General features: G+C 74.1%; 24 protein-coding genes. 12 read left to right on the top strand and 12 right to left on the bottom strand.

From position 1 onward, the window contains the following. Position 1 precedes the first annotated feature (1 nt). Together ET471_RS11775 and ET471_RS11770 are read right to left on the bottom strand one after the other, a co-directional pair. Complete coding sequence (locus tag ET471_RS11775; protein WP_129188553.1) at positions 2-1,276, bottom strand: sensor histidine kinase; 1,275 nt, start codon at positions 1,274-1,276, stop codon at positions 2-4. Further along, positions 1,273-2,550 carry a PP2C family protein-serine/threonine phosphatase gene (locus ET471_RS11770; RefSeq protein ID WP_129188551.1) on the bottom strand — a complete coding sequence of 426 codons (1,278 nt, stop codon included), beginning with the start codon at positions 2,548-2,550 and terminating at the stop codon, positions 1,273-1,275. The genes ET471_RS11775 and ET471_RS11770 overlap by 4 nt, the downstream gene beginning before the upstream one ends. 247 nt (positions 2,551-2,797) lie before the next feature. Between ET471_RS11770 and ET471_RS11765 the strand changes: the two genes are divergently transcribed. Continuing rightward, positions 2,798-5,074 carry a HelD family protein gene (locus ET471_RS11765; RefSeq protein WP_129188549.1) on the top strand — a complete coding sequence of 759 codons (2,277 nt, stop codon included), beginning with the start codon at positions 2,798-2,800 and terminating at the stop codon, positions 5,072-5,074. A gap of 142 nt (positions 5,075-5,216) precedes the next feature. Next, positions 5,217-6,458: a phosphoglycerate dehydrogenase gene (serA, locus tag ET471_RS11760; protein ID WP_129188547.1), complete on the top strand. Its 1,242-nt coding sequence runs from the start codon at positions 5,217-5,219 to the stop codon at positions 6,456-6,458. A 121-nt stretch (positions 6,459-6,579) separates the two neighbouring features. Here the strand turns inward: serA and nrdR are convergent, their stop codons facing one another. Further along, a complete protein-coding gene (gene nrdR / locus ET471_RS11755) occupies positions 6,580-7,065 on the bottom strand; it encodes a transcriptional regulator NrdR (protein WP_129188545.1) in 486 nt (161 codons plus the stop codon). A 50-nt stretch (positions 7,066-7,115) separates the two neighbouring features. After that, positions 7,116-7,571 (bottom strand): LysM peptidoglycan-binding domain-containing protein, encoded by a 456-nt coding sequence (locus tag ET471_RS11750; RefSeq protein WP_129188543.1) that lies wholly within the window; start codon positions 7,569-7,571, stop codon positions 7,116-7,118. A gap of 225 nt (positions 7,572-7,796) precedes the next feature. Here ET471_RS11750 and lexA point away from each other — a divergent pair, with 225 nt between their 5' ends. Beyond that, entirely contained in the window at positions 7,797-8,555 is a 759-nt protein-coding gene (lexA, locus tag ET471_RS11745; protein ID WP_129188541.1) for a transcriptional repressor LexA, read from the top strand. Positions 8,556-8,708: 153 nt separating this feature from the next. Here lexA and ET471_RS11740 read toward each other — a convergent pair whose 3' ends face one another. From ET471_RS11740 to hflX, 3 genes are read right to left on the bottom strand one after another with little or no spacing between them, the layout of a single operon-like run. After that, a complete protein-coding gene (locus ET471_RS11740; protein WP_129188539.1) occupies positions 8,709-9,674 on the bottom strand; it encodes an L-lactate dehydrogenase in 966 nt (321 codons plus the stop codon). Positions 9,675-9,719: 45 nt separating this feature from the next. Then, on the bottom strand, positions 9,720-11,792 hold the full coding sequence (locus tag ET471_RS11735; protein ID WP_129188537.1) for an ATP-dependent DNA helicase: 2,073 nt from the start codon (positions 11,790-11,792) through the stop codon (positions 9,720-9,722). 39 nt (positions 11,793-11,831) lie between these two features. Then, positions 11,832-13,385, bottom strand: coding sequence for a GTPase HflX (gene hflX, locus ET471_RS11730; RefSeq protein WP_129188535.1), 1,554 nt, complete (start codon positions 13,383-13,385; stop codon positions 11,832-11,834). A 220-nt stretch (positions 13,386-13,605) separates the two neighbouring features. On the opposite strand from hflX, the gene ET471_RS11725 reads away from it, so the two are divergent. Continuing rightward, positions 13,606-14,160, top strand: a complete 555-nt coding sequence (locus ET471_RS11725; RefSeq protein ID WP_129190948.1) for a class I SAM-dependent methyltransferase — start codon at positions 13,606-13,608, stop codon at positions 14,158-14,160. A 22-nt stretch (positions 14,161-14,182) separates the two neighbouring features. Here the strand turns inward: ET471_RS11725 and ET471_RS11720 are convergent, their stop codons facing one another. From ET471_RS11720 to miaA, 3 genes are all read right to left on the bottom strand, one after another. Beyond that, positions 14,183-14,989, bottom strand: a complete 807-nt coding sequence (locus ET471_RS11720; RefSeq protein ID WP_129188533.1) for a TMEM164 family acyltransferase — start codon at positions 14,987-14,989, stop codon at positions 14,183-14,185. 114 nt (positions 14,990-15,103) lie between these two features. Next, a complete protein-coding gene (gene dapF / locus ET471_RS11715; protein ID WP_129188531.1) occupies positions 15,104-16,042 on the bottom strand; it encodes a diaminopimelate epimerase in 939 nt (312 codons plus the stop codon). Then, a complete protein-coding gene (miaA, locus tag ET471_RS11710; RefSeq protein ID WP_242496267.1) occupies positions 16,039-17,025 on the bottom strand; it encodes a tRNA (adenosine(37)-N6)-dimethylallyltransferase MiaA in 987 nt (328 codons plus the stop codon). The genes dapF and miaA overlap by 4 nt, the downstream gene beginning before the upstream one ends. Positions 17,026-17,089: 64 nt before the next feature. Here miaA and ET471_RS11705 point away from each other — a divergent pair, with 64 nt between their 5' ends. Both ET471_RS11705 and ET471_RS11700 read left to right on the top strand, forming a co-directional pair. Beyond that, positions 17,090-17,740: a CDP-alcohol phosphatidyltransferase family protein gene (locus ET471_RS11705; RefSeq protein WP_129188527.1), complete on the top strand. Its 651-nt coding sequence runs from the start codon at positions 17,090-17,092 to the stop codon at positions 17,738-17,740. Position 17,741: 1 nt separating this feature from the next. Then, positions 17,742-18,209 (top strand): VTT domain-containing protein, encoded by a 468-nt coding sequence (locus tag ET471_RS11700; protein ID WP_165350481.1) that lies wholly within the window; start codon positions 17,742-17,744, stop codon positions 18,207-18,209. 42 nt (positions 18,210-18,251) lie between these two features. On the opposite strand, the gene ET471_RS11695 is transcribed toward ET471_RS11700, so the two are convergent. After that, the gene (locus ET471_RS11695) at positions 18,252-18,839 is read right to left on the bottom strand and encodes a hypothetical protein (protein WP_129188523.1); all 588 of its coding nucleotides are present in this window, start codon (positions 18,837-18,839) and stop codon (positions 18,252-18,254) included. Between the two features lie 358 nt (positions 18,840-19,197). Between ET471_RS11695 and ET471_RS11690 the strand changes: the two genes are divergently transcribed. Together ET471_RS11690 and ET471_RS11685 are read left to right on the top strand one after the other, a co-directional pair. Next, complete coding sequence (locus ET471_RS11690) at positions 19,198-19,623, top strand: YbjN domain-containing protein (protein WP_242496266.1); 426 nt, start codon at positions 19,198-19,200, stop codon at positions 19,621-19,623. Beyond that, positions 19,620-20,153 carry a type III secretion system chaperone family protein gene (locus ET471_RS11685; RefSeq protein ID WP_242496265.1) on the top strand — a complete coding sequence of 178 codons (534 nt, stop codon included), beginning with the start codon at positions 19,620-19,622 and terminating at the stop codon, positions 20,151-20,153. The genes ET471_RS11690 and ET471_RS11685 overlap by 4 nt, the downstream gene beginning before the upstream one ends. Before the next feature lie 108 nt (positions 20,154-20,261). On the opposite strand, the gene miaB is transcribed toward ET471_RS11685, so the two are convergent. Then, positions 20,262-21,881, bottom strand: coding sequence for a tRNA (N6-isopentenyl adenosine(37)-C2)-methylthiotransferase MiaB (miaB, locus tag ET471_RS11680; protein WP_129188519.1), 1,620 nt, complete (start codon positions 21,879-21,881; stop codon positions 20,262-20,264). Between the two features lie 217 nt (positions 21,882-22,098). Between miaB and ET471_RS11675 the strand changes: the two genes are divergently transcribed. The 4 genes from ET471_RS11675 (at position 22,099) to ET471_RS11660 (ending at position 25,492) form a co-directional block, all read left to right on the top strand. Next, on the top strand, positions 22,099-22,827 hold the full coding sequence (locus ET471_RS11675; RefSeq protein ID WP_207207396.1) for an amino acid ABC transporter ATP-binding protein: 729 nt from the start codon (positions 22,099-22,101) through the stop codon (positions 22,825-22,827). Positions 22,828-22,970: 143 nt separating this feature from the next. Further along, positions 22,971-23,831: a glutamate ABC transporter substrate-binding protein gene (locus tag ET471_RS11670; protein ID WP_129188515.1), complete on the top strand. Its 861-nt coding sequence runs from the start codon at positions 22,971-22,973 to the stop codon at positions 23,829-23,831. A gap of 108 nt (positions 23,832-23,939) precedes the next feature. Continuing rightward, complete coding sequence (locus ET471_RS11665) at positions 23,940-24,617, top strand: amino acid ABC transporter permease (RefSeq protein ID WP_129188513.1); 678 nt, start codon at positions 23,940-23,942, stop codon at positions 24,615-24,617. Next, positions 24,614-25,492 (top strand): amino acid ABC transporter permease, encoded by an 879-nt coding sequence (locus ET471_RS11660; protein WP_129188511.1) that lies wholly within the window; start codon positions 24,614-24,616, stop codon positions 25,490-25,492. The genes ET471_RS11665 and ET471_RS11660 overlap by 4 nt, the downstream gene beginning before the upstream one ends.

Below are 25,492 nucleotides of genomic sequence, written 5' to 3'. Positions count from 1 at the left end.
ACTAACCGATCGACCCCGCCGCCCGGGAGTCGCCTGCGCGGCGTCTCACGCGCCGGTGCGGGAGCGTCCACGCCACGGTCGTCCCGCCGTCGGCGGCGGGCGCCACCCAGGCGCGGCCGCCGTGGTACTCGACGATGCGCTGCACCAGGGCCAGCCCGATGCCCGTGCCCGGATAGACCTCCTTGGGGTGCAGCCGCTGGAAGATCACGAAGACGCGGTCGGCGTACCGCGGGTCGATGCCGATGCCGTTGTCCGTGACGCTCAGGTGCCAGGCGTCGCCCGTGTCGCGGGTCCCCACGTGCACACGCGCCGGGACGTCCGCCCGCCGGAACTTCAGCGCGTTGCCCACGACGTTGGCCAGGACCAGGCGCAGCAGCGTGGGGTCGCCCTGCACGGTGGGCAGCGGGTCGTGCGTGACGGTCGCGTCCGCGGCGTCGACGCGCTCCGCGAGCTCGCCGAGCACCTCGGTCAGCACCTGCTCGAGGTCCACCGCGACGTCGCGGACCTCGGCGCGCCCCACGCGCGAGAAGAGCAGGAGGTCCTGGATGAGCTGCTGCATGCGCTTGGCGCCGTCGACGGCGAAGTCGATGTACTGGTCGGCGTTCTCGTCGAGCCGGCCGCGGTACCGCTTGCCGAGCAGCTGCGTGAAGCTCGCGACCTTGCGCAGCGGCTCCTGGAGGTCGTGCGAGGCCACGTAGGCGAACTGCTCCAGGTCGCGGTTGGACCGCTCCAGCTCGGCCGCCTGGGCGGTGAGCTGCTCGTGCGCCTCGGCCGTCTCCTCGTGCAGCGCGCGGAGCTCTTCCAGCTGCGTGGCCAGCTCCGCGCGCATGTGCTCGACGTCGGCCGCGAGCGCCGCGATCTCGCCCATGCCGACGCGCGGCACGGGCCGGCGCAGGTCGCCCTCGGCGGCCGCGCGCGCGGTGGCGGCCAGGGCGGCCAAGGGGGCGAGCACGTCGCGCTCGAGGGCCTTCCACACGAACGTCCCGAGCAGCACGGCCACGCCGGCGAGCACGGCCAGGACGACGATCAGGAGCCGCAGACCGCCGACGGCGTCGTCGTAGTGGGAGGTCTCGGCGGAGGAGCCCGGGTCCGGCCGGACGCCGTCGAGGAAGGCGTCGGCGCGGACCAGGACGAGCACGGCGACGGCGTAGACGACGGCCAGCAGGACGGCGCTGAGCGTGAGCAGGCGGGCGACGCGGCCGCGCAGCGAGGCGCCGAGCAGCGTGTGGTGGCCGAGCACGGACCGGCGGCGGGCGACGCCGTCGGGCGGCGTCATCGCGCCCACTCGACCGAGTCGGCGAGCGTGGAGGAGCGCTCCCCGGCGACGGCGTCGTCGGCGGTCCAGCCGACCGACAGCACGGCGGCGTCGTCGACGAGCGGGCCACCGTGCAGCTCGCGGACGCGACGCAGGACGCGCTCGACGACGCCGGTGACCTCGTTCGCGAGCTCCGCCTCGAACACGCGGAGCAGCCCCTCGACCCCGAGGCGCGGTACGCCGCGGCGCGGGAGGACGGGCGCGGCGTCGGGCGTGACCTCGGCCTCGACGAGGCCGTCGGTGTACAGCACGACGGAGAACGGGCCCTCGAGCTCGAGCCGCTGCGGCTGCCAGCCGCCCTCGACCGGGATGCCGAGCGCCCGCCCGCGCGCGCTCGGCACTACCGGCGCGCACCGCGCCCCGCCTGCCGGGCCGGTGATGAGCAGGGGTGCCAGGTGGCCCGCGAGGTACACGTCGACCGCGGTGCGGCCGGGCTCGATCACGAGCATGCACAGGGTCACGAAGACGTCGGGGCCCGCGCGCTCGGTCAGCAGCACCCGCTCGAGCAGCGGCAGGATCCGGGCGGCGGGGGTGTCGGTGAGCACGAGCGTGCGCCACGCCGTGCGCAGCGTGGCGCCGAGCGCCGCCTCGTCCGGGCCGTGCCCCGAGACGTCGCCGATGACCGACAGCACGGTGCCGTCCGCCCGCTCGACCGTGTCGAAGAAGTCGCCGCCGAGCAGGCCGTCACGTCCCGGCAGGTAGCCGACCATGACCGACACGTGCTCGTCGGCGACGAGCGGCGTCGGGAGCAGGGCCCGCTCGAGGCGCGCGGTCTCGGCCGCCCGCACCTCGCTGCGGAACAGGGCGCGGCGCTGCGTGACCACGTGGCGGCGCTGGAGGGCGTAGCGCAGGGACCGGCCCAGCAGGGCCGGGTCGGTCTCGCCCTTGACGAGGTAGTCGTCAGCACCCGCGGCGACCGCGCGCACGCCCTGGTCCACGTCGGCGTTGCCCGTCAGGACGACGAGCGCAGGCGGGTCGGCGCGCGCCGCGGCCAGGGCGCGCAGCCGTTCCACGGCGGTGAGGCCGACGGCGTCCGGCAGGCCGAGGTCGATCAGCAGGCACTCGACGTCGTCGCGGGCCAGCTCCGCCTCGGCCTCCTCGACGGAACGCGCCCGGCGCAGGTCGACGTCGATCGCCGCGTCGACGAGGAGCTCCGTGACCAGGAGCGCGTCGCCGTCGTCGTCCTCCACGAGCAGCACCACGGGAACCCCCTGACCCGCCACGCCGCTGACCATGGCAGGGATGGTAGACCGGCGCCCGGACCGCGGGCAGGGTCGCGGGGCGTGTCGCAGCCGGTGGCCCGCGCCCCGCGTGCCCACCCCTCGGCGAGACCGGGTCGTGCCCACCCCTCGGCGAGACCGGGTCGTGCCCACCCCTCGGCGGAACCGGGTCAGGACGGTCCCGCGGACCCTCAGGTTCGGCAATAATGGTCGGCCGACCCGTCCCGACGGGTCGCAGGTCGACGAAGGGCAGGGAGATCCGGTGGCGGGCAGGCAGGACGAGCTGGCGCACGAGCAGTCCGTCGTCGACGATCTCTACGCCCGCCTCGACGAGCTGCGGCGGCGGGCGCGGGGCCGGCTGACGGCGGTGCGACGCGAGGGACCGTCCGGGTCGCCGCAGAACCGCTCCGAGCGCGACGCCTTCGCGACCCTCTACGAGGACCGCGCGGCGCAGCTCGACGCCGTCGAGGACCGGCTGGCGTTCGGCCGCCTCGACCTCGACGACGCGGGCGTCCGCTACGTGGGACGCATCGGCCTGACCGACGACGAGCAGCGCTCGCTCCTGACGGACTGGCGCGCCCCGGCGGCCGAGGCGTTCTACCGCGCGACCGCCCTGCGCCCCGCCGGCGTGCGCCGTCGTCGGCACCTGGTCACGACCGGCCGCAAGGTGACCGGCCTCGAGGACGAGCTCCTCGACCTGTCCGGCGCCGACGACGACGGCGAGCTCGACGCGTCGGCGCTCTCGGGCGAGGGCGCGCTGCTCGCGGCGCTGGCGTCACGCCGCACGGGCCGCATGTCCGACATCGTGGCGACCATCCAGGCCGAGCAGGACCGCATCATCCGCTCCGAGCTCGCCGGCGCCCTCGTGGTGCAGGGCGGGCCGGGCACGGGCAAGACGGCCGTCGCGCTGCACCGCGCCGCGTACCTGCTCTACGCGCACCGCCGCACGCTCGAGAAGTCGGGCGTGCTGCTGGTCGGGCCGTCGCGCTCGTTCCTGCGCTACATCGACCAGGTGCTCCCCTCGCTGGGCGAGACCGGCGTCGTCTCGACGACGCTGGGCGACCTCGTCCCCGGCATCAGCGCCGCGGCCGTCGACGACGGCGTGGCCGCCGAGGTCAAGGGTCGCCTGCTGTGGGCCGACGTCGTCCGCCGTGCCGTGCGCGCCCGCGAGCGCGTCCCCGAGCGTGAGGTGCGCTTCCGCCTCGACGGGCACAGCCTCGTGATCCGCCCGCGCGACGTGCGCGACGCCATCGGGCGTGCCCGCCGCACCCACAAGCCGCACAACGAAGCCCGTGTGGGCTTCGTCCGCGACATGCTGGCCCGGCTGGTCGAGCAGTACCAGCGGGCCGACGGCGGCGACCTGACGCCCGAGGACCGCGCCATCGTCCTCGAGGACCTTCGCTCGCTGCGCGAGGTGCGTGTCGCGCTCAACCTGGCCTGGTTCCCCATCTCGCCCAAGAAGCTCGTCGACGACCTGCTCTCGCGCCCGCACCGCCTCGCGGAGGCCGCCCCGGAGCTCACCGACACCGAGCGCGCCGCGGTGCTGCGCGCGCCCTGGGCGCCGTGGACCGAGTCCGACGTGCCGCTGCTCGACGAGGCCGCAGAGCTGCTCGGTGAGGACGACGCCGTCGCGCGCGCCGAGGCCAAGGCCGAGGCCGCCGAGCGCGCCGAGGCGCTCGCGCACGCCCGGTCGGTGCTCGCCTCGGGCGCCGCGGCCGGGTCGATGATCCAGGTCGACGCCGAGACCCTCGCGGAGCGCTTCGCGACCTCCGGCCCGCGCCTGACGACGGCCGAGCGCGCCGCCGGGGACCGCGCCTGGACGTACGGGCACGTCGTGGTCGACGAGGCGCAGGAGCTCTCCCCCATGGCGTGGCGCATGCTCGCCCGCCGCGTGCCGACGCGGTCGATGACCATCGTCGGCGACGTCGCACAGACGTCCTCGCACGCCGGGGCGCGCTCCTGGGCGACCGCCCTGACACCCGTGCTGGGTGACGGGTGGCGGCTCGAGGAGCTCACCGTGTCCTACCGCACGCCGGCCGAGGTGGCCGACGCCGCGCAGCGCGTCGCCAAGGCGGCAGGCCTGCCGGCGTCGCCGCTCACGGCGGCACGCGAGGTGCCGGGCGCCATCGTCGACGTCCCGGTCGGCTCGCCCGCCGACGTCGCGGCAGCGGTGGCGTCGCACGCCGCGGCCTTGGCCGTCGAGTTCGTCGGGCCGGACGACGCGGGCCGTGTCGCCGTCATCGCGCCGGCGGCGTCCGTGGCGGCGCTGCGGGCGGCGCTCGACGCCGCGCTGCCGGGCGCGCTCGGCACCGCCGAGGCCGAGCGCCTCGCGGCGCAGCGCCTCGAGGACCAGCAGGTCACGGTGCTCGCACCGCGCGAGGTCAAGGGCCTCGAGTACGACGCCGTCGTGCTCGTCGAGCCCGCGGGCGTCGCGCGCGGGGCGGGCGGGTGGTCCGACCTGTACGTCGCGATGACGCGCCCGACGCAGCGCCTCGTCGTCGTGCACACGGAACCGCTGCCGGACGGGTTCTCCGGCTGAGCCGGCGTCGACACGTCCTGAGCCGGAGGTGCGGCGGAGTCCCGCCGGCGTGGTCTGACCATCGCGGCCCGGGGACCGTCCACGGCGAGCCAGGCGTGAGACGAGTTTGTCCGTGGCTCGGCATCGGGCGCACCATGGGGGCGTGCTGCGAGTCCTCCTCCTCGAGAACGTCCACCCTGTCGCCGTCGAGATCCTGCGCAACGCGGGCCTCGAGGTCGAGCTGCGCTCCGGCGCCCTCGACGAGGCCGAGCTGATCGAGGCGCTCGAGGGCGTCCACGTGCTCGGCATCCGGTCCAAGACCAACGTGACCCGCAAGGTCATCGAGTCGTCCCCCGAGCTCCAGGCCGTCGGGACCTTCTCGATCGGCACCAACCAGATCGACCTGGCCGCCGCCGCGTCGCACGGCGTCGCCGTGTTCAACGCGCCGTACTCGAACACCCGCTCGGTGGTCGAGCTCGCGCTGGCCGAGATCATCTCGCTGACCCGCCGCCTGCCCGTGCGCGACAAGGCGCTGCACGACGGCGTCTGGGACAAGACGGCCGACGGCGCGCACGAGGTGCGCGGCCGCACGCTCGGCATCATCGGCTACGGCAACATCGGCTCGCAGCTGTCCGTGCTCGCCGAGAACCTCGGCATGCGCGTCGTGTTCTTCGACGTGCAGGAGCGCCTCTCGCTCGGCAACGCGCACCGCGCGAAGTCGCTCGACGAGCTCCTCGCGATGTCCGACGCCGTCACGATCCACGTGGACGGCCGCCCGGGCAACGCCGGCTTCTTCGGGGCCGACCTGTTCGAGAAGATGAAGCCCGGCGCCATCTTCCTCAACCTGTCGCGCGGCTTCGTCGTCGACGTCGAGGCCCTGCGCGCCCACATCGAGTCGGGCCACATCGCCGGTGCCGCCGTCGACGTGTTCCCCACCGAGCCGAAGAAGCGCGGCGACCACTTCGACTCGCCGCTGCGCGGCCTGCCGAACGTGATCCTGACCCCGCACGTGGGCGGGTCGACCGAGGAGGCGCAGGAGGCGATCGGCGAGTTCGTGGCCGGCAAGCTGCGCGACTACCTCAGCACGGGGTCCACGATGCTCTCGGTGAACCTGCCGAACCTCCAGCTCGCCCCCACGGGCGTGGGCCGCATCATGGTCCTGCACCGCAACGTGCCCGGCGTGCTCGCGGCGATCAACCAGGTGTTCGCGGAGCACGGCGCCAACATCGAGGGCCAGATGCTCGCCACGCGTGGCGACATCGGCTACGTGGTCACGGACATCTCGGACGTCACCCAGCGCGGCTCGTCGGCCAAGCTCATGGAGATGGCGACGACGGTGCGCCTGCGCATCCACGACGCGTTCGACCGTCCCGAGTTCCCCCCGGGGCCGGCCGCCGGCGCCTGACCCCGACATGACACGAGCCCCGCTGCACCGATCTCGGTGCAGCGGGGCTCGTGTCATGTCGCGGCCGTCGGCCCTGCACGCGCCTTGTGTCCTACTCGTGCGGGTCCTACTCGTGCGGGCCCTACTCCTGCGCGCTCTCTGCGTCGTCCGGCACCCGGCCGGCGTGCTCGGCCCGCAGCGACGTGATGGCGGACTCGAAGTCCTCCAGCGACTCGAACGCCTGGTAGACGCTCGCGAAGCGCAGGTACGCGACCTCGTCGAGATCGCGGAGCGGGCCGAGGATCGCCAGCCCGATCTCGTAGGCGTCGATCTCGGCGCTCCCCTGCTGGCGGAGCGTCTCCTCGACCTTCTGCGCCAGGATCGCGAGGTCGTCCTCGCTGACGGGCCGCCCTTGGCACGCCTTGCGGACGCCCGCGACGATCTTGTCGCGTGAGAACGGCTCCGTGGACCCGGAGCGCTTGACCACCGAGAGCGTCGCTGTCTCGAGCGTGGTGAACCGGCGCCCGCAGGACGGGCACTGGCGGCGTCGGCGGATCGACGAGCCGTCGTCGGCCGTGCGGGAGTCGACCACCCGCGAGTCAGGGTGACGGCAGAACGGGCAGTACATGCCCGTGAGACTACCGGGCGCGAGCCATGGCGAGGGGACGTCCGTCCCGGTCAGGCCCGCGGGATGAGGATGGTCTGGCCCACGCGCAGCGCGCCCGAGGCCAGCTCGTTGAGGTCGCGCAGCTCCTCGACGACGTCGCGCACGTCCTGGCCGGGCGCGGCGATCTGCCGCGCGAAGCCCCACAGGGTCTCCCCCGGCGCCACGGTGTGGACGGTGACCTCGAGCGCCGCGCCGGGTTCACCCGCCACCGCGCGACCGCCCAGGCCCGCGAGCGGGAGGGCCACGAGCAGCGAGAGCACGACGAGGACGACGCGGCCGCGACGCGTCAGGCGGAGCCCGCCCAGACCGAGCAGGCCGTGCGGCTCGCTGCGCGCGGCACGGCCGGCGGGCGCACCGAGCACGGCGGGACGAGCACCCAGCACGGCGGGACGAGCGACGACGGCGGCGCGGTCGACCACGGCCGGGCGGACGAGCGTGAGCGTGGGGCTGGCGAGCGTGGCGGCCATGACATCCTCCGTGGTCGATCCCTGGGGACAGAACAGGCGTTCGTTAGAACAGTTGTTCGTTCGAACATCTGTAGCATGCCACGAGCCGCCGACAATGTCGAGACACGCGTCGAACACGTGTTTGATACTACGCCCGATCTGGCCTAGGGTGGGCCTACGACCAGGGAGAACGGTCGCACCACGGCACGGCGCCGGGCGCGGCGGACGACGACGGACGGAGGGGCCATGACGGGTCGCACGACGGGCAACGGCGACGAACCCGGGCTGGCGACGGTGAGCGAGCTCCCGGACCACGCCGGCGGCCCCGGCCTGACCCCGCGGCAGCGCCGGGTCCTCGAGACCATCCGCACGTCGGTCGAGACGCGCGGCTACCCGCCCACGATGCGCGAGATCGGCGAGGTCGTCGGGCTCGCCAGCCCGTCCTCCGTCAAGCACCAGCTCATGACGCTCGAGCGCAAGGGATACCTGCGCCGCGACCCGAACCGCCCCCGCGCGATGGAGGTCGTCGACCCCGGCGGTGCCGCTCCGACGGCGCCCGACGCCGCCGCGCCGGTGACGCCCGAGCCCGCCGTGCGAGCGGTCCCCGGGATCGACAACGAGCAGCTCGCGGCGCCGTCGTACGTCCCGGTCGTCGGGCGCATCGCCGCCGGCGGCCCGATCCTCGCCGAGCAGCTCGTCGAGGACGTCTTCCCGCTCCCCCGGCAGCTGGTCGGCGACGGCGAGCTGTTCCTGCTCAAGGTGCAGGGCGACTCGATGGTCGACGCCGCGATCTGCGACGGCGACTGGGTCGTGGTGCGGCGCCAGCCCGTCGCGGAGAACGGCGAGATCGTCGCCGCGATGATCGACGGCGAGGCGACCGTCAAGACGTTCAAGCGCGACCACGGCCACGTGTGGCTGCTGCCGCAGAACCCGAGCTACGCCCCCATCCCCGGCGACGAGGCCCAGGTCCTCGGGCGCGTCGTCGCGGTGCTGCGCGCTCTCTGAGCCCGCGACCGCCGGCCCCACATCGTCGGCCCCACGTCATCGGCCGCGACGTCATCGGCCGCAGGGCACCAGCAGTGCGTCGGCGGTGCACCGATCGGGTGCACCGCCGACGTCGTCAGGTGTCCCGCACGGCCCCCAGCGGGCCCCGCGGCGTCAGAGCCCGAAGCGCTTCTGCACCGCGCGCATCGAGTCGGCGGAGGCCCTCAGCCCGGCGAGCTCCTCGTCGGAGAGCGGCACGCCGAGCACGCCCGCCACGCCACGCCGGTCGATGACCGACGGCACCGACAGGCACACGTCGCTGATGCCGTAGTAGTCCTCGAGCTTGGACGACACGGTGAGCACCCGGTGCTCGTCCTTGAGCACCGCCTCGATGATGCGCGTCGCCGCGAGCCCGACGGCGTAGTTGGTCGCGCCCTTGCCGGCGATGATCCGGTAGGCCGAGTCGACGACCTCGTGGGCGATGCGCGTGCGGGCCGCCTCGTCGAGCGGGGGCTGCCCCGCGATGCTCTTCCAGTCGAGCAGCGGCACGCCGCCGATCGTGGCCGAGCTCCACAGCGGCAGCTCCGAGTCGCCGTGCTCACCGGCGATGTAGGCGTGCACGTTGCCGACCGCCACGCCGCAGTGCACGGCGAGGGCCGCCCGCAGGCGCGAGGAGTCGAGCACCGTGCCGGAGCCGAAGAGCCGCCCGGCGGGCAGGCCCGAGATCTTCTGCGCCGCGTAGGTCACGATGTCGACCGGGTTGGTCACCATGATGTACACGGCGTTCGGCGCGACCTCGAGCAGGCCCGGCAGGATCCGCTTCGTCAGCCCGATGGTCGCCTCGGCCAGGTCGATGCGCGTCTGTCCCGGCTGTTGCTTCGCCCCCGCGGTGACGACCACGACGTCGGCGTCGCGGCAGACCTCGACGTCGTCGCCGCCCGTGATCTCGGCCGGCGGGATGAACATCATGCCGTGCTGGAGGTCGAGCACCTCCGCCTCGACCTTCTGCTTGTTGACGTCGAGCAGCGCGACGGAGCGGGCGGTGCCGCGCGTCAGGGCGGCGTAGGCGAGCGTCGAACCGACAGCACCCGCCCCGACGATGGCCAGCTTGGTCGTGCCGCGGCGAAGCGGTGCGTTCACGGTGTTCTCCAGGGTCTGTCTCGAGGCGTCGTGGCAGGTAACAGGCTAGGCGGCCGTCCCGGACGTGGCGAGACGGCGTAGCGCCTCGCGCACGATACGCCCGTCCGTCGTCGGCCAGAAGTCGGGCATCGAGCGTGTGAGGAACGTCCCGTACCGGGCGGTCGCCAGCCGGGGGTCCAGGACGGCGACGACGCCACGGTCGGCGTCCGTGCGGATGAGGCGCCCGGCACCCTGGGCGAGGAGCAGCGCCGCGTGCGTGGCGGAGACGGACATGAAGCCGTTGCCGCCCGCCTTCTCGACGGCCCGCGCGCGAGCGGCCTTGACGGGGTCGTCCGGGCGGGGGAACGGGATGCGGTCGATGAGCACGAGCGTGCACGACGACCCGGGCACGTCGACGCCCTGCCACAGCGACAGCGTCCCGAACAGGCACGTGCCCGGGTCCTGCGCGAACTCCCTGACGAGCGTCGGCAGCTGGTCGTCGCCCTGCGCGAGGACGGGCACGTCGAGCCGTTCGCGCATGGCCTCGGCGACGGCGGTCGCCGCACGGCGCGACGAGAACAGCCCCAGCGTGCGGCCGCCGGCGGCCTCGATGAGCCCGGCGATCTCGTCGAGCTGCGCCTCCGTCGCGGGCTCGCGCCCGGGCGCGGGCAGGTGCCGGGCGACGTAGAGGATGCCCTGCCTCGGGTAGTCGAACGGGCTCCCGACGTCGACGCCGTGCCACGCGCCGCCGCCGTCGTCGGGGCGGCCGAGGCCGAGCGAGCCGGCGACGGCGTCGAACCGGCCGCCGAGCGACAGCGTCGCCGAGGTGAAGACGCCGGTCGACTCGGCGAGCAGACCGGCGCGGATGAGCCCGGCGACGTGCAGGGGCGCCGCGTGCAGCCGCGAGACGCCGTCGCCCCAGCCGGAGCCCGGGCCGTCGCCGGGGCGCGCGCACCACAGCACGTCGGACGACGAGTCCTCCGCGGCCATGCGCTCGGCCACCTCGAAGAGCACCAGCACGGCGGACTGCGCCATCTTGGCGCCGCCGTCGAGGGCCTCCTTGGCCTTGGCGGGGTCGGGCTTGAGCTGGGTCAGCAGGTCGCGCGCGGCGTCGCGGACGGCGCCGACGGCCGTGCGCAGCTCGTCGGGCAGGCCGAGCGGGAAGCTGCCCGCGGGCGCCTGCGCGACGAGCGAGCCGAACGCCTGGGCGGCGGCGTCGATCGCGGCGGTCTGGGCGCCGGAGTGCCGGCGCGCGAGCCGCACGGCGTGCTCGATCGACGTGAGGGACAGCTCGACGGTGGCCGAGGACGTGACCCGGTCGGCGAGCTCGTGCGCCTCGTCGACGATGACGACGCCGTGCTCGGGCAGCACGCCCGGGCTGCCCGACGCGGCGATGCCGAGCATGGCGTGGTTGGTGACGACGACGTCGGCCTCGCGGGCGGCCGCCCGCGCACGCTCGGGGAAGCACTCGGCGAGCAGCGGGCACCGCTGCCCGACGCACTCCATCGACGTGACCGACACCTGCCGCCAGGCCCGGTCCGGCACGCCGGGGACGAGCTCGTCGCGGTCGCCCGAGCCCGTCTCGCGCGACCAGGCGTGCAGGCGGCGCACGTGGTCGGCCAGCGTCGTGGCGCCGTCGTCGCGCGTGGCCCGGCTCGCGCCGGCGCCGGCCTCCGCGGGGTGGTCGGCGGCGTCGCCCGGCAGGTCGAAGAGGGTGGCGTCGTCGATCGGGTAGCCGCCGCTCGTCTTGTGGAGGCACAGGTAGTTGTGCCAGCCCTTGAGCAGCGCGATCTTCGGGGCGTGCGGGAGCTCGGGAGTGACGGCCTGCGCGACGAGCGGCAGGTCGCGCGTCATGACCTGCCGCTGGAGCGCGAGCGTCGCCGTCGAGATGATGACGCGCTCCTGGGCCAGCACGGCGTGCCGCACCGCGGGGACCAGGTAGCCGAGCGACTTGCCCGTGCCCGTGCCCGCCTGGACGAGCAGGTGGCGGCCCTGGTCGATCGCCTCGGCCACCTCGAGCGCCATCTGGTGCTGCCCCTGACGCCGCCCGCCGCCGAGCGCACCCACGGCGAGGTCGAGCAGCTCCTCGACACCCGGGACGTCAGCGGGCGCGGCAGCGTCGTCGGGCTCGGAGGTCACCGGACGATCCTCGCACGGCCCGCCGACACGCCCCGCGGGTCAGACGGCGACCCGCTCCAGCTCCGCGGCGAGCGCCTCGTCGACGCGGCCGCGCAGCAGCGTGCCCGTCGCGAGGTGCTCCTCGTGGTCGAGCTCGCCGAACTGGTGCACCCGGTTGACCAGGTCGCCGCGCGAGTAGGGCACCACGAGGTCGATCTCCACGTCGGGGCGCGGCAGCTCGTCGGCGATGAGGGCGCGCAGCTCGGCGATGCCCTCGCCGGAGTGCGCCGAGACCACGACGGTGCGCTTCTCGCGGCGCTGGACGCGCCCGACGACCTCGGGGTCGGCGACGTCGGCCTTGTTGAGCACGACGACCTCGGGGACGTCCTCGATGCCGGGGATCTCGGCGAGCACCTCGCGCACCGCGGCGATCTGCCCCTCGGGGTCGGGGTGGGAGGCGTCGACCACGTGCAGGAGCAGCGCGGCGTCGCCCACCTCCTCGAGCGTGGAGCGGAACGCCTCGACGAGCTGGTGCGGCAGCTGGCGCACGAACCCGACCGTGTCGGCGAGCGTGTAGACGCGGCCGTCGTCGGTCTTGGCGCGGCGCACCGTCGGGTCGAGCGTGGCGAACAGTGCGTTCTCCACGAGCACCCCGGCGTCCGTCAGCGCGTTGAGCAGCGACGACTTGCCGGCGTTGGTGTACCCGGCGATGGCGACGTTCGGGATGGCGTGCCGCTTGCGCTCCAGGCGCTTGGTCGCGCGTGCCGGGGCCATGTCCTTGATCTCGCGGCGCAGCTTGGCCATGCGGTTGCGGATGCGGCGGCGGTCCAGCTCGATCTTCGTCTCGCCGGGGCCGCGCGAGCCCATGCCGGCGCCCTGCCCGCCCACCTGGCCACCGGCCTGGCGGGACATCGAGTCGCCCCAGCCGCGCAGGCGCGGCAGGAGGTACTCGAGCTGGGCGAGCTCGACCTGGGCCTTGCCCTCCCGGGACTTGGCGTGCTGGGCGAAGATGTCGAGGATCAGCGCGGTCCGGTCGACCACCTTGACCTTGACGATGTCCTCCAGCGCGCGGCGCTGGGAGGGCGCCAGCTCGGTGTCGGCGACGACGGTGTCGGCACCGACGGCGCGCACCAGGTCGGCCAGCTCGGCGGCCTTGCCCGAGCCGAGGTAGGTGCCGGGGTCGGGCTTCTGACGGCGCTGGAGCAGGCCGTCGAGCACCTCGGAGCCGGCCGTCTCGGCGAGCGCGGCGAGCTCGCGCAGCGAGACGGACGCCTCGGCCGCGGCGGCCTCGCCGCCGGAGTACTGGCCGATCAGCACGACCTTCTCGAGGCGCAGCTGCCGGTACTCGACCTCGGTGACGTCCTCGAGCTCGGTGGAGAGCCCGGCGACGCGACGCAGCGCGGTGCGCTCCTCGAGGTCGAGCTGGTCGCCGTCGTGCGCGACGTGGACGGTGCCGCCCTCGGTGCGCGCGGTCCCTGCTCGTGCCAGGACCCGGGCGACGACGTCGTTCGCGATGGCCTGGGCGGAACGGTCCGCGGCGGCTGCGTCGTCGTGCTCCGTCGTCGGAGCGTCCCCGTCCTTCGGGGCGACAGGGTCCTGCGGGGGGTGGGTCAAAGCGTGGCCTTTCGGAGGGGGTGCGCCGGTGGTCCGGTGCTTCTCTGCCAACAAGTATCCCTCGCGGGATCGTCCCGGGCGCAGGGCATTTCCGACCGCGCCAGGTCGAGGGGTCGTCGCGCGCCCGCCATAGGATCGACCGGTGACCGACGCTCCCCTGCCTGACGTGCCCGAGCACTACTTCACGGGCGGTCCCGCCACGGACGCGGAGCGCCGCACGATGACGGTGCGCATCGCGGGGCGCGACGTCGAGGTCGAGGTCGCGCCGGGGGTCTTCTCCCCCGGCCGCGTCGACCTGGGCACCCAGGTGCTCCTGCGGGAGGTGCCCACGCCGCCCGCCCGGGGCGACCTGCTGGACCTCGGCTGCGGCTGGGGCCCGCTGACCCTGACCCTCGCGACCGAGTCGCCCGAGGCGACCGTGTGGGCCGTCGACGTCTCGGAGCGGGCGCTCGACCTCACGCGCCGCAACGCCGAGCGGCTCGGCCTGGGCAACGTCCGCGCGTGCCTGCCCGACGACGTCCCCGCCGACGTCGCGTTCGCGGCGATCTGGTCGAACCCGCCGATCCGCGTGGGCAAGGACGTGCTGCACGGCATGCTGCGGCACTGGCTGCCCCGCCTGGCACCGACGTCGGCGGACGGCGAGGGCGCGTGGCTCGTGGTGCAGAAGAACCTGGGCTCCGACTCGCTCGCCCGCTGGATCGAGGCGGAGCTGGACCTGCCGGTCGAGCGCACGAACAGCGCGAAGGGCTACCGGGTCCTGCGCGTCACGCGCTGAGTCACCTGCCTCCCGGGCTGGGTCACCTGCCTCCGGCGAGCCCCGCCGCGACCTCCGCGACGCCGGCCACGACCTCCCGGGTCCGCAGCCAGGTCCGGCGGTCCAGCCGCCCCGACACCCACCGGTAGGCCCGGTACGCGCCCCACTGCCCCAGCAGCACCGGCGTGATGACCGCGAGCAGCGGGAACAGGTACAGCAACGGCACCGGGACGAACGAGTAGAACAGGTCGAGGATCCCGGCCCCCTCGCCGCCGAACACGTACATGTAGTTCGCGCCCGGGTCGGCCACGGCGCGCAGCAGCAGCGTGACCGGCAGGACCGCCAGCCCCAGCCCGACGACGTAGAAGACCGACCGCACGGCGTCGCGCGCCGTCGGGCGGTAGATGCCGAGCGTCGCCATGAGGGCCGGGATCACGAAGTTGAGCCCGTGCGCGACGAAGAACCCCAGCTTGGGGTCCAGCAGGCGCTGCTCGAAGTACATGGGCTGCGCCGAGAACCAGGTGAGGAACCCGGCGAGCGCCCCGGGGAAGAAGCAGATCACCTGGAGCGGGCGCGCGTCCTTGAGCACGGCCGGCAGCACCAGGAACGACACGATCGTGCACAGGTGCAGGGGCAGGTTCTGCCACAGCGGGAAGTGCACGTCCGGGTCGGACAGGTAGGCCAGGTGGAACGACACCGAGGAGAGCAGGTCCACCACGGCCAGCACGGCCAGGCCGCGGCGCCGCCCGGCGAGGTCGCGCCCGCGCAGCAGGTGGTGGGTGCCGACGCCCACGAGGAGCAGGACGACGAGCGTCCCGGTCCAGGCGGGGCCGAAGAGGGTCAGCGTCATCGCGGGCCTGTCTGGTGCGTTCGGCGACGCCGGGACTCCGGCGGTCGGCGCGCAGCCTAGCGCCCGCCGCGCGGCGGGTGCCACGCCCTCCCGGAGGGCGGGGTGCCGGTGGTGCTACAGCGTGGTCTCGCCCGTGAAGACGAGCTCGGCCGGGCCGGCGAGCTCGGCGTGCCCGCCGGGCAGCGCGCGCACGCGCAGCAGCCCCCCGGGGACCTCGACGAACCAGGTGTCGACCGGCGTGCGGCCGCCTGCCGCCGCCCACGTGCGCACCGCGAGCGCCGCCGCGACGGCGCCCGTCCCGCACGACTGCGTCTCCCCCACGCCGCGCTCGTGCACGCGCATGCGGACGCGCCCGACGACGCCGTCGTCCGTCGGCGTCTCGCCCAGGGGCACCACGAGCTCGACGTTGGTGCCGTGGGGCGGCACGGGGGCGACCTGGGGCGCCTGGGTGAGGTCGAGGCCGGCCAGCTCGTCGACGGAGCCGAGCGCGACGACCGTGTGCGGGTTGCCGAGGTCGACCGACAGGGCGGGCCGCGGGGCGGTCCAGCCGCGCACGGCGACGGCGGCGTCGGCCCCCGCGGCCGCGGCGTCGTCGCCGCCGGGCAGGCGCCAGAGGCCCATGTCGACGGCGTACCAGCGCTCGCCGTCGGGGCCGGTGTCCTTGCGGACGCGCCTGACGCCGGCGCGCGTGCCGAGCGCGAGCTCGGTCGCGTCGAGGTCGACGAGCCCGAGCGACTCGGCGAAGGCGGTGAACACGCGCACGCCGTTGCCGCACATCTCGGCGACGGAGCCGTCGGCGTTGCGGTAGTCCATGAACCAGATCGCGGCGGGCTCCTCGGCGAGCACCTGGTCGGCCACGGTCTCGCCGGCGCGGGCGATCGAGGCGGTCGGCGCGAGCCGGATGACGCCGTCGCCGCCGATGCCGCCGCGGCGGTCGGCGAGCACGCGCACGCGCTCGGGCGTGAGCTCGAGGTCGCCGCGCGTGTCGGCGAGGAGGACGAAGTCGTTGTGGGTGCCGTGGCCCTTCGTGAAGCGCGTCGGCTGGCTCGTCATGAGCCCAGACTACGGCGGACGGGCTCCCGGCCGGGCTCCGGCAGGGTGCCGGCGTCGGCCGCCGAGACGACGTCGAGCGCCCGTCCGACCAGGTCAGGGGCGGCGGCGTCGAGCCACCGGACGCGCGGGTCGCGCCCGAACCAGCCCATCTGCTTGCGGGCCAGGCGGCGCGTCCCGGCGGTGATCTCGGCGCGGACGGCGTCGGCGGACGCCTCGCCGCGCAGCAGCGGCAGCACCTCGGCGTAGCCGACCGCGCGGGCGGCCGTCGTGCCGAGCCCGGCGCCCGTGCCGCCCTGCTCTGGGCTCGCGAGGCCGCGGACCTCGTCGACGAGCCCCTCGGCCCACATGCGCTCGACGCGCCCGCCGACGCGGGCGTCGAGCGCCTCGCGGTCGCAGTCCAGGCCGATCTGCACCGCGGGGCGCACGTACTCCTGCCGGGGCAGGTTGGCCGTGAACGGCTGCCCCGTGATGGCGATGACCTCCAGCGCGCGCACGATGCGGCGCGTGTTGTGCGGGCCGATGCTCGCGGCGGCCTGCGGGTCGAGGCGCTCGAGCTCGGCGTGCAGGGCACGCCGCCCCTCGCGCTCGGCCCGCTCCTCGAGGTCGGCCCGCACGGCCGGGTCCGTGCCGGGGAAGTCCATGTGGTCCAGCAGCGCCCGCACGTACAGCCCCGACCCGCCGACGACGACGGCGCGGGCGCCGCGCGCGGCGATCGCGTCGAGGTCCGCGCGGGCCGCCTCCTGGTACCGGGCGACCGAGGCGTCCTCGAGCGGGTCGAGCACGTCGAGCTGGTGGTGGACGACGCCGCGGCGCTCGGTCGCGGGGACCTTCGCCGTGCCGACGTCCATGCCCCGGTAGAGCTGGTAGGCGTCCGCGTTGACGATCTCCGCGGGCGCGCCCGGCACGCCGAGGGCCTGCGCGAGGTCCAGCGCGAGGTCCGACTTCCCGGTGGCGGTGGGGCCCACGACGGCGACGACGATCACGGGACCCACCGTACGTGGGGGGACCGTGTCCGCGGGCGGCCTGTCGGCCGAGTAGCCTGCGACCGTGCACCGAGGCATCCATCGCGGCGACATCGACGCCGACCCGTCCGCGGAACGGCTCTGGACCTCCGCCACCGTCGTCACGGTGGTGCGGACGGTCGTCTCCCTGGCCCTGTGCCTGGCGGCCGCGCGGTCGCAGGACCTGACGCTGCTCGTCGCCGGGCTGGCCGTGTACTGGGTGGGCGACATGCTCGACGGTGCCGTCGCCCGGTGGCGCGGCTGCGAGACGCGGATCGGCGCGGTGGTCGACGTGCTGAGCGACCGGCTCAACGCCGTCGGCTTCTACGTGGGGCTCGTGTGGCTGCGGCCCGAGACAGCGGTGCCCGTCGGGGTGTACCTGTTCGAGTTCCTCGTGGTCGACGCGTTCCTCACGCTCGCGTTCCTCGCCTGGTCGGTGCGCTCGCCGAACTACTTCTACGCCGTCGACCGGCGCATCTGGCTGTGGAACTGGTCCAAGCCGGGCAAGGCCGTGAACTCGGCGGCGTTCGCGGTGCTGCTGCTCGTGACGTCGTCGCCGTGGGTGGGTGCTGTCGTCGCGGTCGCGCTCCTGGTGCTCAAGTGCGTGTCGCTGGGCTGGCTCCTGCGCATCGGGCTGCCGATCCCGGCCGCCCCGGCGGTCGCCGCGGAGCCGGCGGACGCGACGCCGGCGGCATGAGGTGCTCGAGGCGCTGACGACCTTCGGGGTCTCGATCCTGTCGGCCGTGCTGCCGTTCGTGAACCTCGAGGTGTACCTGGGGCTGCTGGCCACCCGCCTCGACGGGGAGGTCGCCGCCGTCGTGACGTGCGCGGTGGTGACGGGCGTCGGCTCCGCCATCGGCAAGCTCGTCTGGTACCTCCTCGCGGCCCGTTCGATGGACACCCCGTGGGTGCGCAAGAAGCTCAGCAAGGAGTCGTGGCAGCGGCGGTTCGACCGCTGGCAGGCCGCTCTCGACGGCAAGCCGTGGCTCGCGGCCGCCGTGCTCCTCGCGGCGTCCGTGGTGGGCGTCCCACCGCTGCTCGTCATGGCGCTGGTCGCGGGCGCGCTGCGCGTGCCGATGTGGGTGTTCCTCCCCACGGTCACGGTCGGCCGCGCGGTGCGCGCGTGGCTGATCCTCGCCGGCGTGGGGTTCGCGCTGGGCTGGTGAGCCGGCGCCCGTGACCCAGGCTGGTGATACAGGGCCGGCAGCTCAGCGGGTGCGGCTGACCGTCACGCGGTAGGCGGGCGGCAGGTGCTCGTGCCGCTGCGGCACGTCGGTCACGTCCGTGGTCCAGTGCCCGACGGCGGTGAGCGCCTCGACGACGGCGTCGACCGCGGGCGCGGGGTGGTCCGCGACGACGAGCAGCGCGTCGTCGCGCAGGTGCCGCAGCCGCTCCACGACGGCCGTGACCTCGGCCGTCGACGCCTCGGGCGACAGCTCGACGACGTCGACCGGGCGGCGCGCGAGATCGGTCCCGGCGTCGGCGAGGGCCAGCAGCGCGACCGACGGGCCTGTGGACGCGAGGCCGTCCCAGGCGGTCGCCGCGTCGTCGAGGGCCGCGAGGATCGGCACCTGCCGGTCGGCGATGCCGGCGGCGCCGAGCGTGGGGCGCAGGCGCCCGGCCCGCGTCGTCGGACCCACGCCGAGGACCTGGACAGGGGCGTCGGCGAGGACGTCGCCGAGCTCACGGACCAGCACGTCGCGGACGACGGCGCGGACGCCCGCGAGGGCGTCGGTGCGGCCGGAGGCGCCCCGGACCAGCAAGGGCGTGGCGGGGACGACGACGACGCGAGGCACACGCCGAGGCTACCGGCGTGCGTCCCCGCGCGGGACGCACGCGGGCTCGCCGCCGGCGCAGCCGGGCGCCGACAGCAGGGCGGCGGCGGTGCCCACCATGTGGCACGCCGCCCGGGCCCGGCCGAGGTGTCTGGACCGGCCGGTATCGTGACGGGGTGAGGTTCTTCGGGTCACGCCGGGTCAGCGGCCGCTCCGGCCGCCCGGCGGCTCAGGTCGACGGCGGGGTCGCCGGGGGCGCGCCCGGCGCGGACCTCGACGAGCAGGAGCTGCGTGACCGCGTGGAGGCGCTGCTCGTGCGGGCCGCGACCGGCCCGCGCACCGCCCCGGGAAGGCCCACCACGACCCCCGACTCGTGCCCGTGCCCCTGTCCCGGGACCGCATCGTCGCGTGGCTGGAGCGGTCCGGGTTCGCCTACTTCGTCGACAACGACGGCGACGTCGGCGGGCTGTGGCACGGGCGCCTGTTCTCGTTCCTCGTGCTGGGCGACCACGACGAGGTGCTCCAGGTGCGCGCCCAGTGGCACCGCGAGGCCACGATCGAGCGGCTCGAGGAGCTGCTGGAGACCTGCAACGCGTGGAACGCCGACCACATCTGGCCGAAGGCGTACACGCGCGTGCGCGACGACGGCAGCGTCGTCGTCTGCGCCGACACGCCCGTGGACATCGAGCCCGGCGCCACCGACGACCAGCTCGACCAGCTGCTCCAGTGCGGCCTGACCACGGCGACGCTGTTCTTCGACAGCCTCGACGAGGAGTACCCCGACCCGCTGCGGGCGGCCCCGTGAGCCGCCCGTCCTGGCCGGGCAGGGCGCTCGACCTGGCGGCGCGTGGGCTCGTGCTGCGCCCGCGCCTGCGCCGCCGCGCCGGGCTCCCGGCGGTCGTCGCCGCCCCGCCGGCCCCCGCTCCCCTGACCACGCAGCGCATCGGCGACGACCTGACGCGCCGGGGCTACCGCTTCCGTCTCGACGACGACGGCGACGTCACGGGCACGTGGGACGGCAACCGGTTCTGGTTCCTGCTGCTGGGCGACCACGAGGAGATCCTCCAGGTGCGCGGCCGGTGGGCCGGGAACGTGCCGCCGCAGACGCGGCTGGCCGTGCTCCAGGCCGTCAACGACTGGAACCGCGAGCGCATCTGGCCCAAGGTCTACGCGCGTGACGAGGACGACGGCCCGGGCCTGTACGCCGAGGTGTCGGTCGACTTCGAGCACGGGGCCACCGACGAGCAGCTCGCGGCGACGGTGTCGTGCGGGCTGGTCACGGCGTCACAGTTCTTCGGCTCGCTCGCGGCGCTGAGCCCTGACGAGGCGGCCTGAGCGGCGGGCCGGGCGCGGCTCGCCGTGCGGCTCAGTCGTGCGGCTCGGTCGTCGAGCCTCGCCGAGGCCGGACGGCCGCGGTGCCGGGTCCCGCCTGACCGCGCGTGGTCAGGCGCGCAGCGTGGGCATACCCAGGACGACCGGCCCCGCCGGGGCGGGCGTGCCGTGCCCGTGGCTGTCCTCGCCGCCGCCCAGGCGGGTGCGCTCCCGCTCCGCCCACGCGTCGCCCGAGCGCGTGCGCCGGACGGCGTAGGCGCCGCCCGAGACGCCGGAGTCGGCGAGCAGGTGGTGCGGCGCGGCGTGCGTGACCTCGACGGTGACGAGGTCACCGGGGCGCGGCAGGCGCGCGTCGAGCTCGGCCACGGGGCGCAGGCGGGCGTCATCGAGCGTCGTCGGCTCCCCGGACGGGCTGCCGGCGGCGACGTCCGCGGGCAGCGCGAAGTGCACGAGGCGGTTGTCGGGGGCGCGGCCGGACAGGCGGTGGGTGGCGCCGTCCTTCTTGCCCTTGCCCTCGATGACGAGGAGCTCGAGCGTGCGGCCCACCTGCCTGGCGGCCTCCTCGGCGCTGACCCGCTCCTGGAGGGCGAGCAGGCGCTCGAACCGCTCCTGGACGACCTCCTTGGGCAGCTGGCCCTCCATGGTCGCGGCGGGCGTGCCGGGGCGCGGCGAGTACTGGAACGTGAACGCCGACGTGAAGCGCGAGGCCTCGACGACGCGCATCGTCTCGGCGAAGTCCTCCTCGGTCTCGCCCGGGAAGCCGACGATGATGTCGGTGGTGATGGCGGCGTCCGGCATGACGGCGCGCACGCGGTCGAGGATCCCGAGGAACCTCTCGGAGCGGTAGGAGCGGCGCATCGCGCGCAGCACGCGGTCCGAGCCGGACTGCAGCGGCATGTGCAGCGACGGCATGACGTTGGGCGTCTCGGCCATGGCGTCGATGACGTCGTCGGTGAAGGCGGCCGGGTGGGGCGACGTGAAGCGCACGCGCTCCAGGCCCGCGATCTGCCCGCACGCGCGCAGCAGCTTGGCGAACGCGCCGCGGTCGCCGAACTCGACCCCGTAGCTGTTGACGTTCTGCCCCAGCAGCGTGACCTCGACGGCGCCGGCGTCGACCAGCGCCTGCACCTCGGCGAGGATCTCGCCCGGGCGGCGGTCGCGCTCCTTGCCGCGCAGGTGCGGCACGATGCAGAACGTGCACGTGTTGTTGCAGCCCACCGAGATGGACACCCAGCCCGCGTAGACGCTCTCGCGGCGCGTGGGCAGCGTGGACGGGAAGACCTGGAGGGACTCCGCGATCTCGACCTCGGCCCGCTCGTTGTGGCGGGCCCGCTCCAGCAGCACGGGTAGCGCGTCGAGGTTGTGCGTGCCGAAGACGACGTCGACGTAGGGCGCCTTGGCGACGATCTCGCCGCGGTCCTTCTGCGCGAGGCAGCCGCCGACGGCGATCTGCATCCCGGGCCGCGCGGCCTTGATGGACGCCAGGTGCCCGAGGTTGCCGTAGAGGCGCGTCGCCGCGTTCTCCCGCACCGCGCACGTGTTGATGACGACGACGTCCGCGGTGTTCGCGGCGTCGTCCTCCTGGGACGCACGGACGTAGCCGGCCTGCTCGAGCATGCCGGCCATGTGCTCGGAGTCGTGGACGTTCATCTGGCAGCCGAGGGTGCGCACGAGGTAGGTGCGCTGCTCGGGTGCGGGCACGCCGGTGGTGGGAACGGTGGTCGTGGACATCGGATCTAGGGTACGGTCCCCAACCCTGGGCACGGAACGCGGCCGACGTCGGCGCAGGTCACGGAGATCGACCTGACCGACGGCAGCGCAAATCGTGACCGAAACGTAGCCGGACAGCGACGTCGGCCCACTGTTCCCCGAAACATGGGGCGGGGATGCTGGTCGTCGGGGACGTATCGACGGAGGGACCGCACGCATGGACGGGACAGGACCGGCGCTGGTCGAGCTGACGGGCGTCAACAAGCACTTCGGCGACCTGCACGTGCTGCGCGACATCGACCTGACGGTGCGCAAGGGCGAGGTGCTCGTCGTCGTCGGGCCGTCCGGCTCGGGAAAGTCGACCCTGTGCCGGGCGATCAACCGGCTGGAGACGATCGACTCCGGCACCATCACGGTCGACGGCGCCCCGCTCCCGGCCGAGGGCAAGGCGCTCGCCCGGCTGCGCGCCGACGTCGGGATGGTCTTCCAGTCGTTCAACCTGTTCGCGCACAAGACCGTGCTCGACAACGTGACGCTCGGGCCCCGCAAGGTGCGCGGGGCGTCCGGCAAGGACGCCGAGCAGGAGGCGCTCACGCTGCTGCGCCGTGTCGGCGTCGAAGACCAGGCGCGCAAGATGCCGGCGCAGCTCTCCGGCGGCCAGCAGCAGCGCGTCGCCATCGCCCGGGCGCTCGCCATGCACCCGAAGGTCATGCTCTTCGACGAGCCGACCTCCGCCCTGGACCCCGAGATGGTCCAGGAGGTGCTCGACGCCATGGTCGCCCTCGCCAAGGAGGGCATGACGATGATCGTCGTCACGCACGAGATGGGGTTCGCCCGCAAGGCCGCCGACCGGGTCGTCTTCATGGCCGACGGGCAGATCGTCGAGGAGGCGGACCCCGACACCTTCTTCACCGCGCCGACGTCGTCGCGGGCGAAGGACTTCCTCTCGAAGATCCTCGTCCACTGAGGATCTCGGCCACTGGGGATCTCGGCCACTGGGGATCCTCGTCCGCCGACCGGCACGACGCACGACCGCAGGACCCGCACGACCGCAGGATCGCAGGACCCGCTGATACCGCGTCCGGGGGGACGCACGACGAAGGGGACATCATGCGCAAGCACCTCACGGGGCTCCTCGCCCTGGCGGCCACCGCCGCACTGACCCTGTCCGCCTGTTCGAGCGGCGACGTCGGAGGCGACGGCAGCACCGACGCCGCCACGGGTGGCACCGGAACCGCCGAGGGCACCATCAAGATCGGCGTGAAGTTCGACCAGCCCGGGCTCGGCTTCCAGGACGGCGACAAGCACACCGGCTTCGACGTCGACGTCGCCACGTACGTCGCCGGGAAGCTCGGGTACGGCCCCGACCAGATCGAGTGGGTCGAGTCGCCGTCCGCGCAGCGCGAGCAGATGCTCCAGACCGGCCAGGTCGACATGATCTTCGCGACCTACTCGATCACCGACGCCCGCAAGGAGGTCGTCAGCTTCGCCGGGCCGTACTTCGTCGCCGGGCAGGACCTCCTGGTCGCCCAGGACAACACCGACATCACCGGGCCCGAGACGCTCGAGGGCAAGAACCTGTGCTCCGTCACCGGCTCCACCTCGGCGCAGAAGATCAAGGACCAGTACCCCGGGGTCAACCTGCTCGAGCGGCCCGGCTACGCCGAGTGCGTGACGGCGCTCGTCGCCGGCCAGGTCGACGCCGTCACCACCGACGACATCATCCTCGCGGGCCTCGCTGCGACCGACGCGAACAAGGGCAAGGTCAAGGTCGTGGGCAACCCGTTCTCGACCGAGCGCTACGGCGTCGGCCTGCCCAAGGACTCCGACCAGTGCGAGGCCATCAACACGGCCATCGGCGAGATGATCTCCGACGGCACGTGGCAGGAGCTGCTCGACAAGAACACCGCGGGCACCGGGTACACGCCGAACGAGGACGAGAACCCGCCGACGCAGGACCCCTGCTCCTGACCGACCCGCTCGACAGGTCCCGGCGGGCTCGACCCTCGCGGTCGAGCCCGCCGGCGCCTCCGCCCTGGTGGTCGCTCCTGCCCGGCCGCCCCGACCGAATGAGGTTCCGTGACGGAGCTCCTCGACCTCCTGCGTCAGTACGACGTGCTGGGCGCGTTCTGGCTCAACATCCAGCTCACCTTCTGGGGTGCCCTGCTCGCGCTCGTGATCGGCACCGTGCTCGCCGTCATGCGGATCTCGCCGCTCGCCTCGCTGCGCTGGGCCGGCACCGTCTACGTCGACATCGTCCGCAACACGCCACTCACCGTCATCATGACGTTCCTCGTCCTGGCGGTGTGGACCCAGCTCGGCGTCTCGCTGTCGACCAACTTCACGCAGAACTTCTTCAACTTCGCCGTCGTGGGCCTCGGGGTCTACCACGCCGCGTTCGTGTGCGAGGCGATCCGCTCCGGCGTCAACACCGTGCCCGTCGGGCAGGCGGAGGCCGCGCGGGCCATCGGGCTGCCGTTCCTCGCGACCGCCCGGATGATCGTGCTGCCGCAGGCGTTCCGCGGGTCCATCGCCCCGCTCGGCAACACGCTCATCGCGCTCCTGAAGAACTCCACGGTGGCCGCCGCGGCCTCCGTCGCGAACGAGACGGCCGGCACGATGAAGACGATGGTGGAGTTCCGCCCCGACTACCTGTGGCCGGTCTTCTTCACCTTCGCGATCGGCTTCGTGATCCTCGTCATCCCCATCGGCCTCGCGACCACCTGGCTGTCGAACAAGCTGGCGGTGAAGCGATGAGCTCCTCCGTCCTCTTCGACGAACCCGGGCCCCGCGGGCGCCGGTCCATGGCGATCGGCAACGTCGTCGGCGGCGTCGTGGTGCTCGGCATCGCCGCCTGGGTGCTCGTGACGCTGGCCGGGAAGGGCCAGCTCGACGGCGGCCTCTGGCGCGCCGCGACGAACACGCGCGCCTGGCAGTTCTACTACCTGCCCGGCCTGCGCAACACCCTCCAGGCCGCGGCCGTCGCCACCGTCGGGGCCGTCGTCTTCGGGATCCTCTTCGGCATGGGGCGCCTGTCCCACCTGCGGGTCGTGCGCTGGCTGAGCTCGGTCGTCGTCGAGTTCTTCCGCGCGGTCCCGGTGCTGCTGATGATGCTGTTCCTCAACAACCTCTTCGGCCGGTTCATGCGTGACCTCGTGGCCGACTCCGCGTACACCGCCGTGGTCGTCGCGCTCGTGCTCTACAACGGCGCGGTCATCGCGGAGCTCGTACGGTCCGGCGTGGTGAACCTCCCGCGCGGGCAGTCCGAGGCCGGGCTGTCCGTGGGGCTCACCCCGGGGCAGACGCTCCGCTCGATCCAGCTCCCCCAGGCGCTCATCGCGATGCTGCCCGCCGTGGTCTCGCAGCTCGTCGTCGTCCTCAAGGACTCGGCGCTCGGGCAGCTCATCGGGTACAAGGACCTGCTGCGCTCCGCGCAGATCCTCTCGTCCGGCGAGAGCAACCCGTTGCAGACCCTGTTCGTCGCGGCCGTGCTGTTCATCGTCGTGAACATCGCCCTGTCGTTCGCGGCGCACCGGCTGTCGCGGCGGCTGTCGTCCCGTACGTCGGGCAGGACGGCGCCCGGGCCCGGGATCGGGAACCCTGTCGCCGCCACGGCGGGCGTCGACGGCTGA

Source organism: Xylanimonas protaetiae, assembly GCF_004135385.1.
Lineage (GTDB): Bacteria > Actinomycetota > Actinomycetes > Actinomycetales > Cellulomonadaceae > Xylanimonas > Xylanimonas protaetiae.
This window is presented reverse-complemented; position numbering and strand designations above follow the sequence as displayed.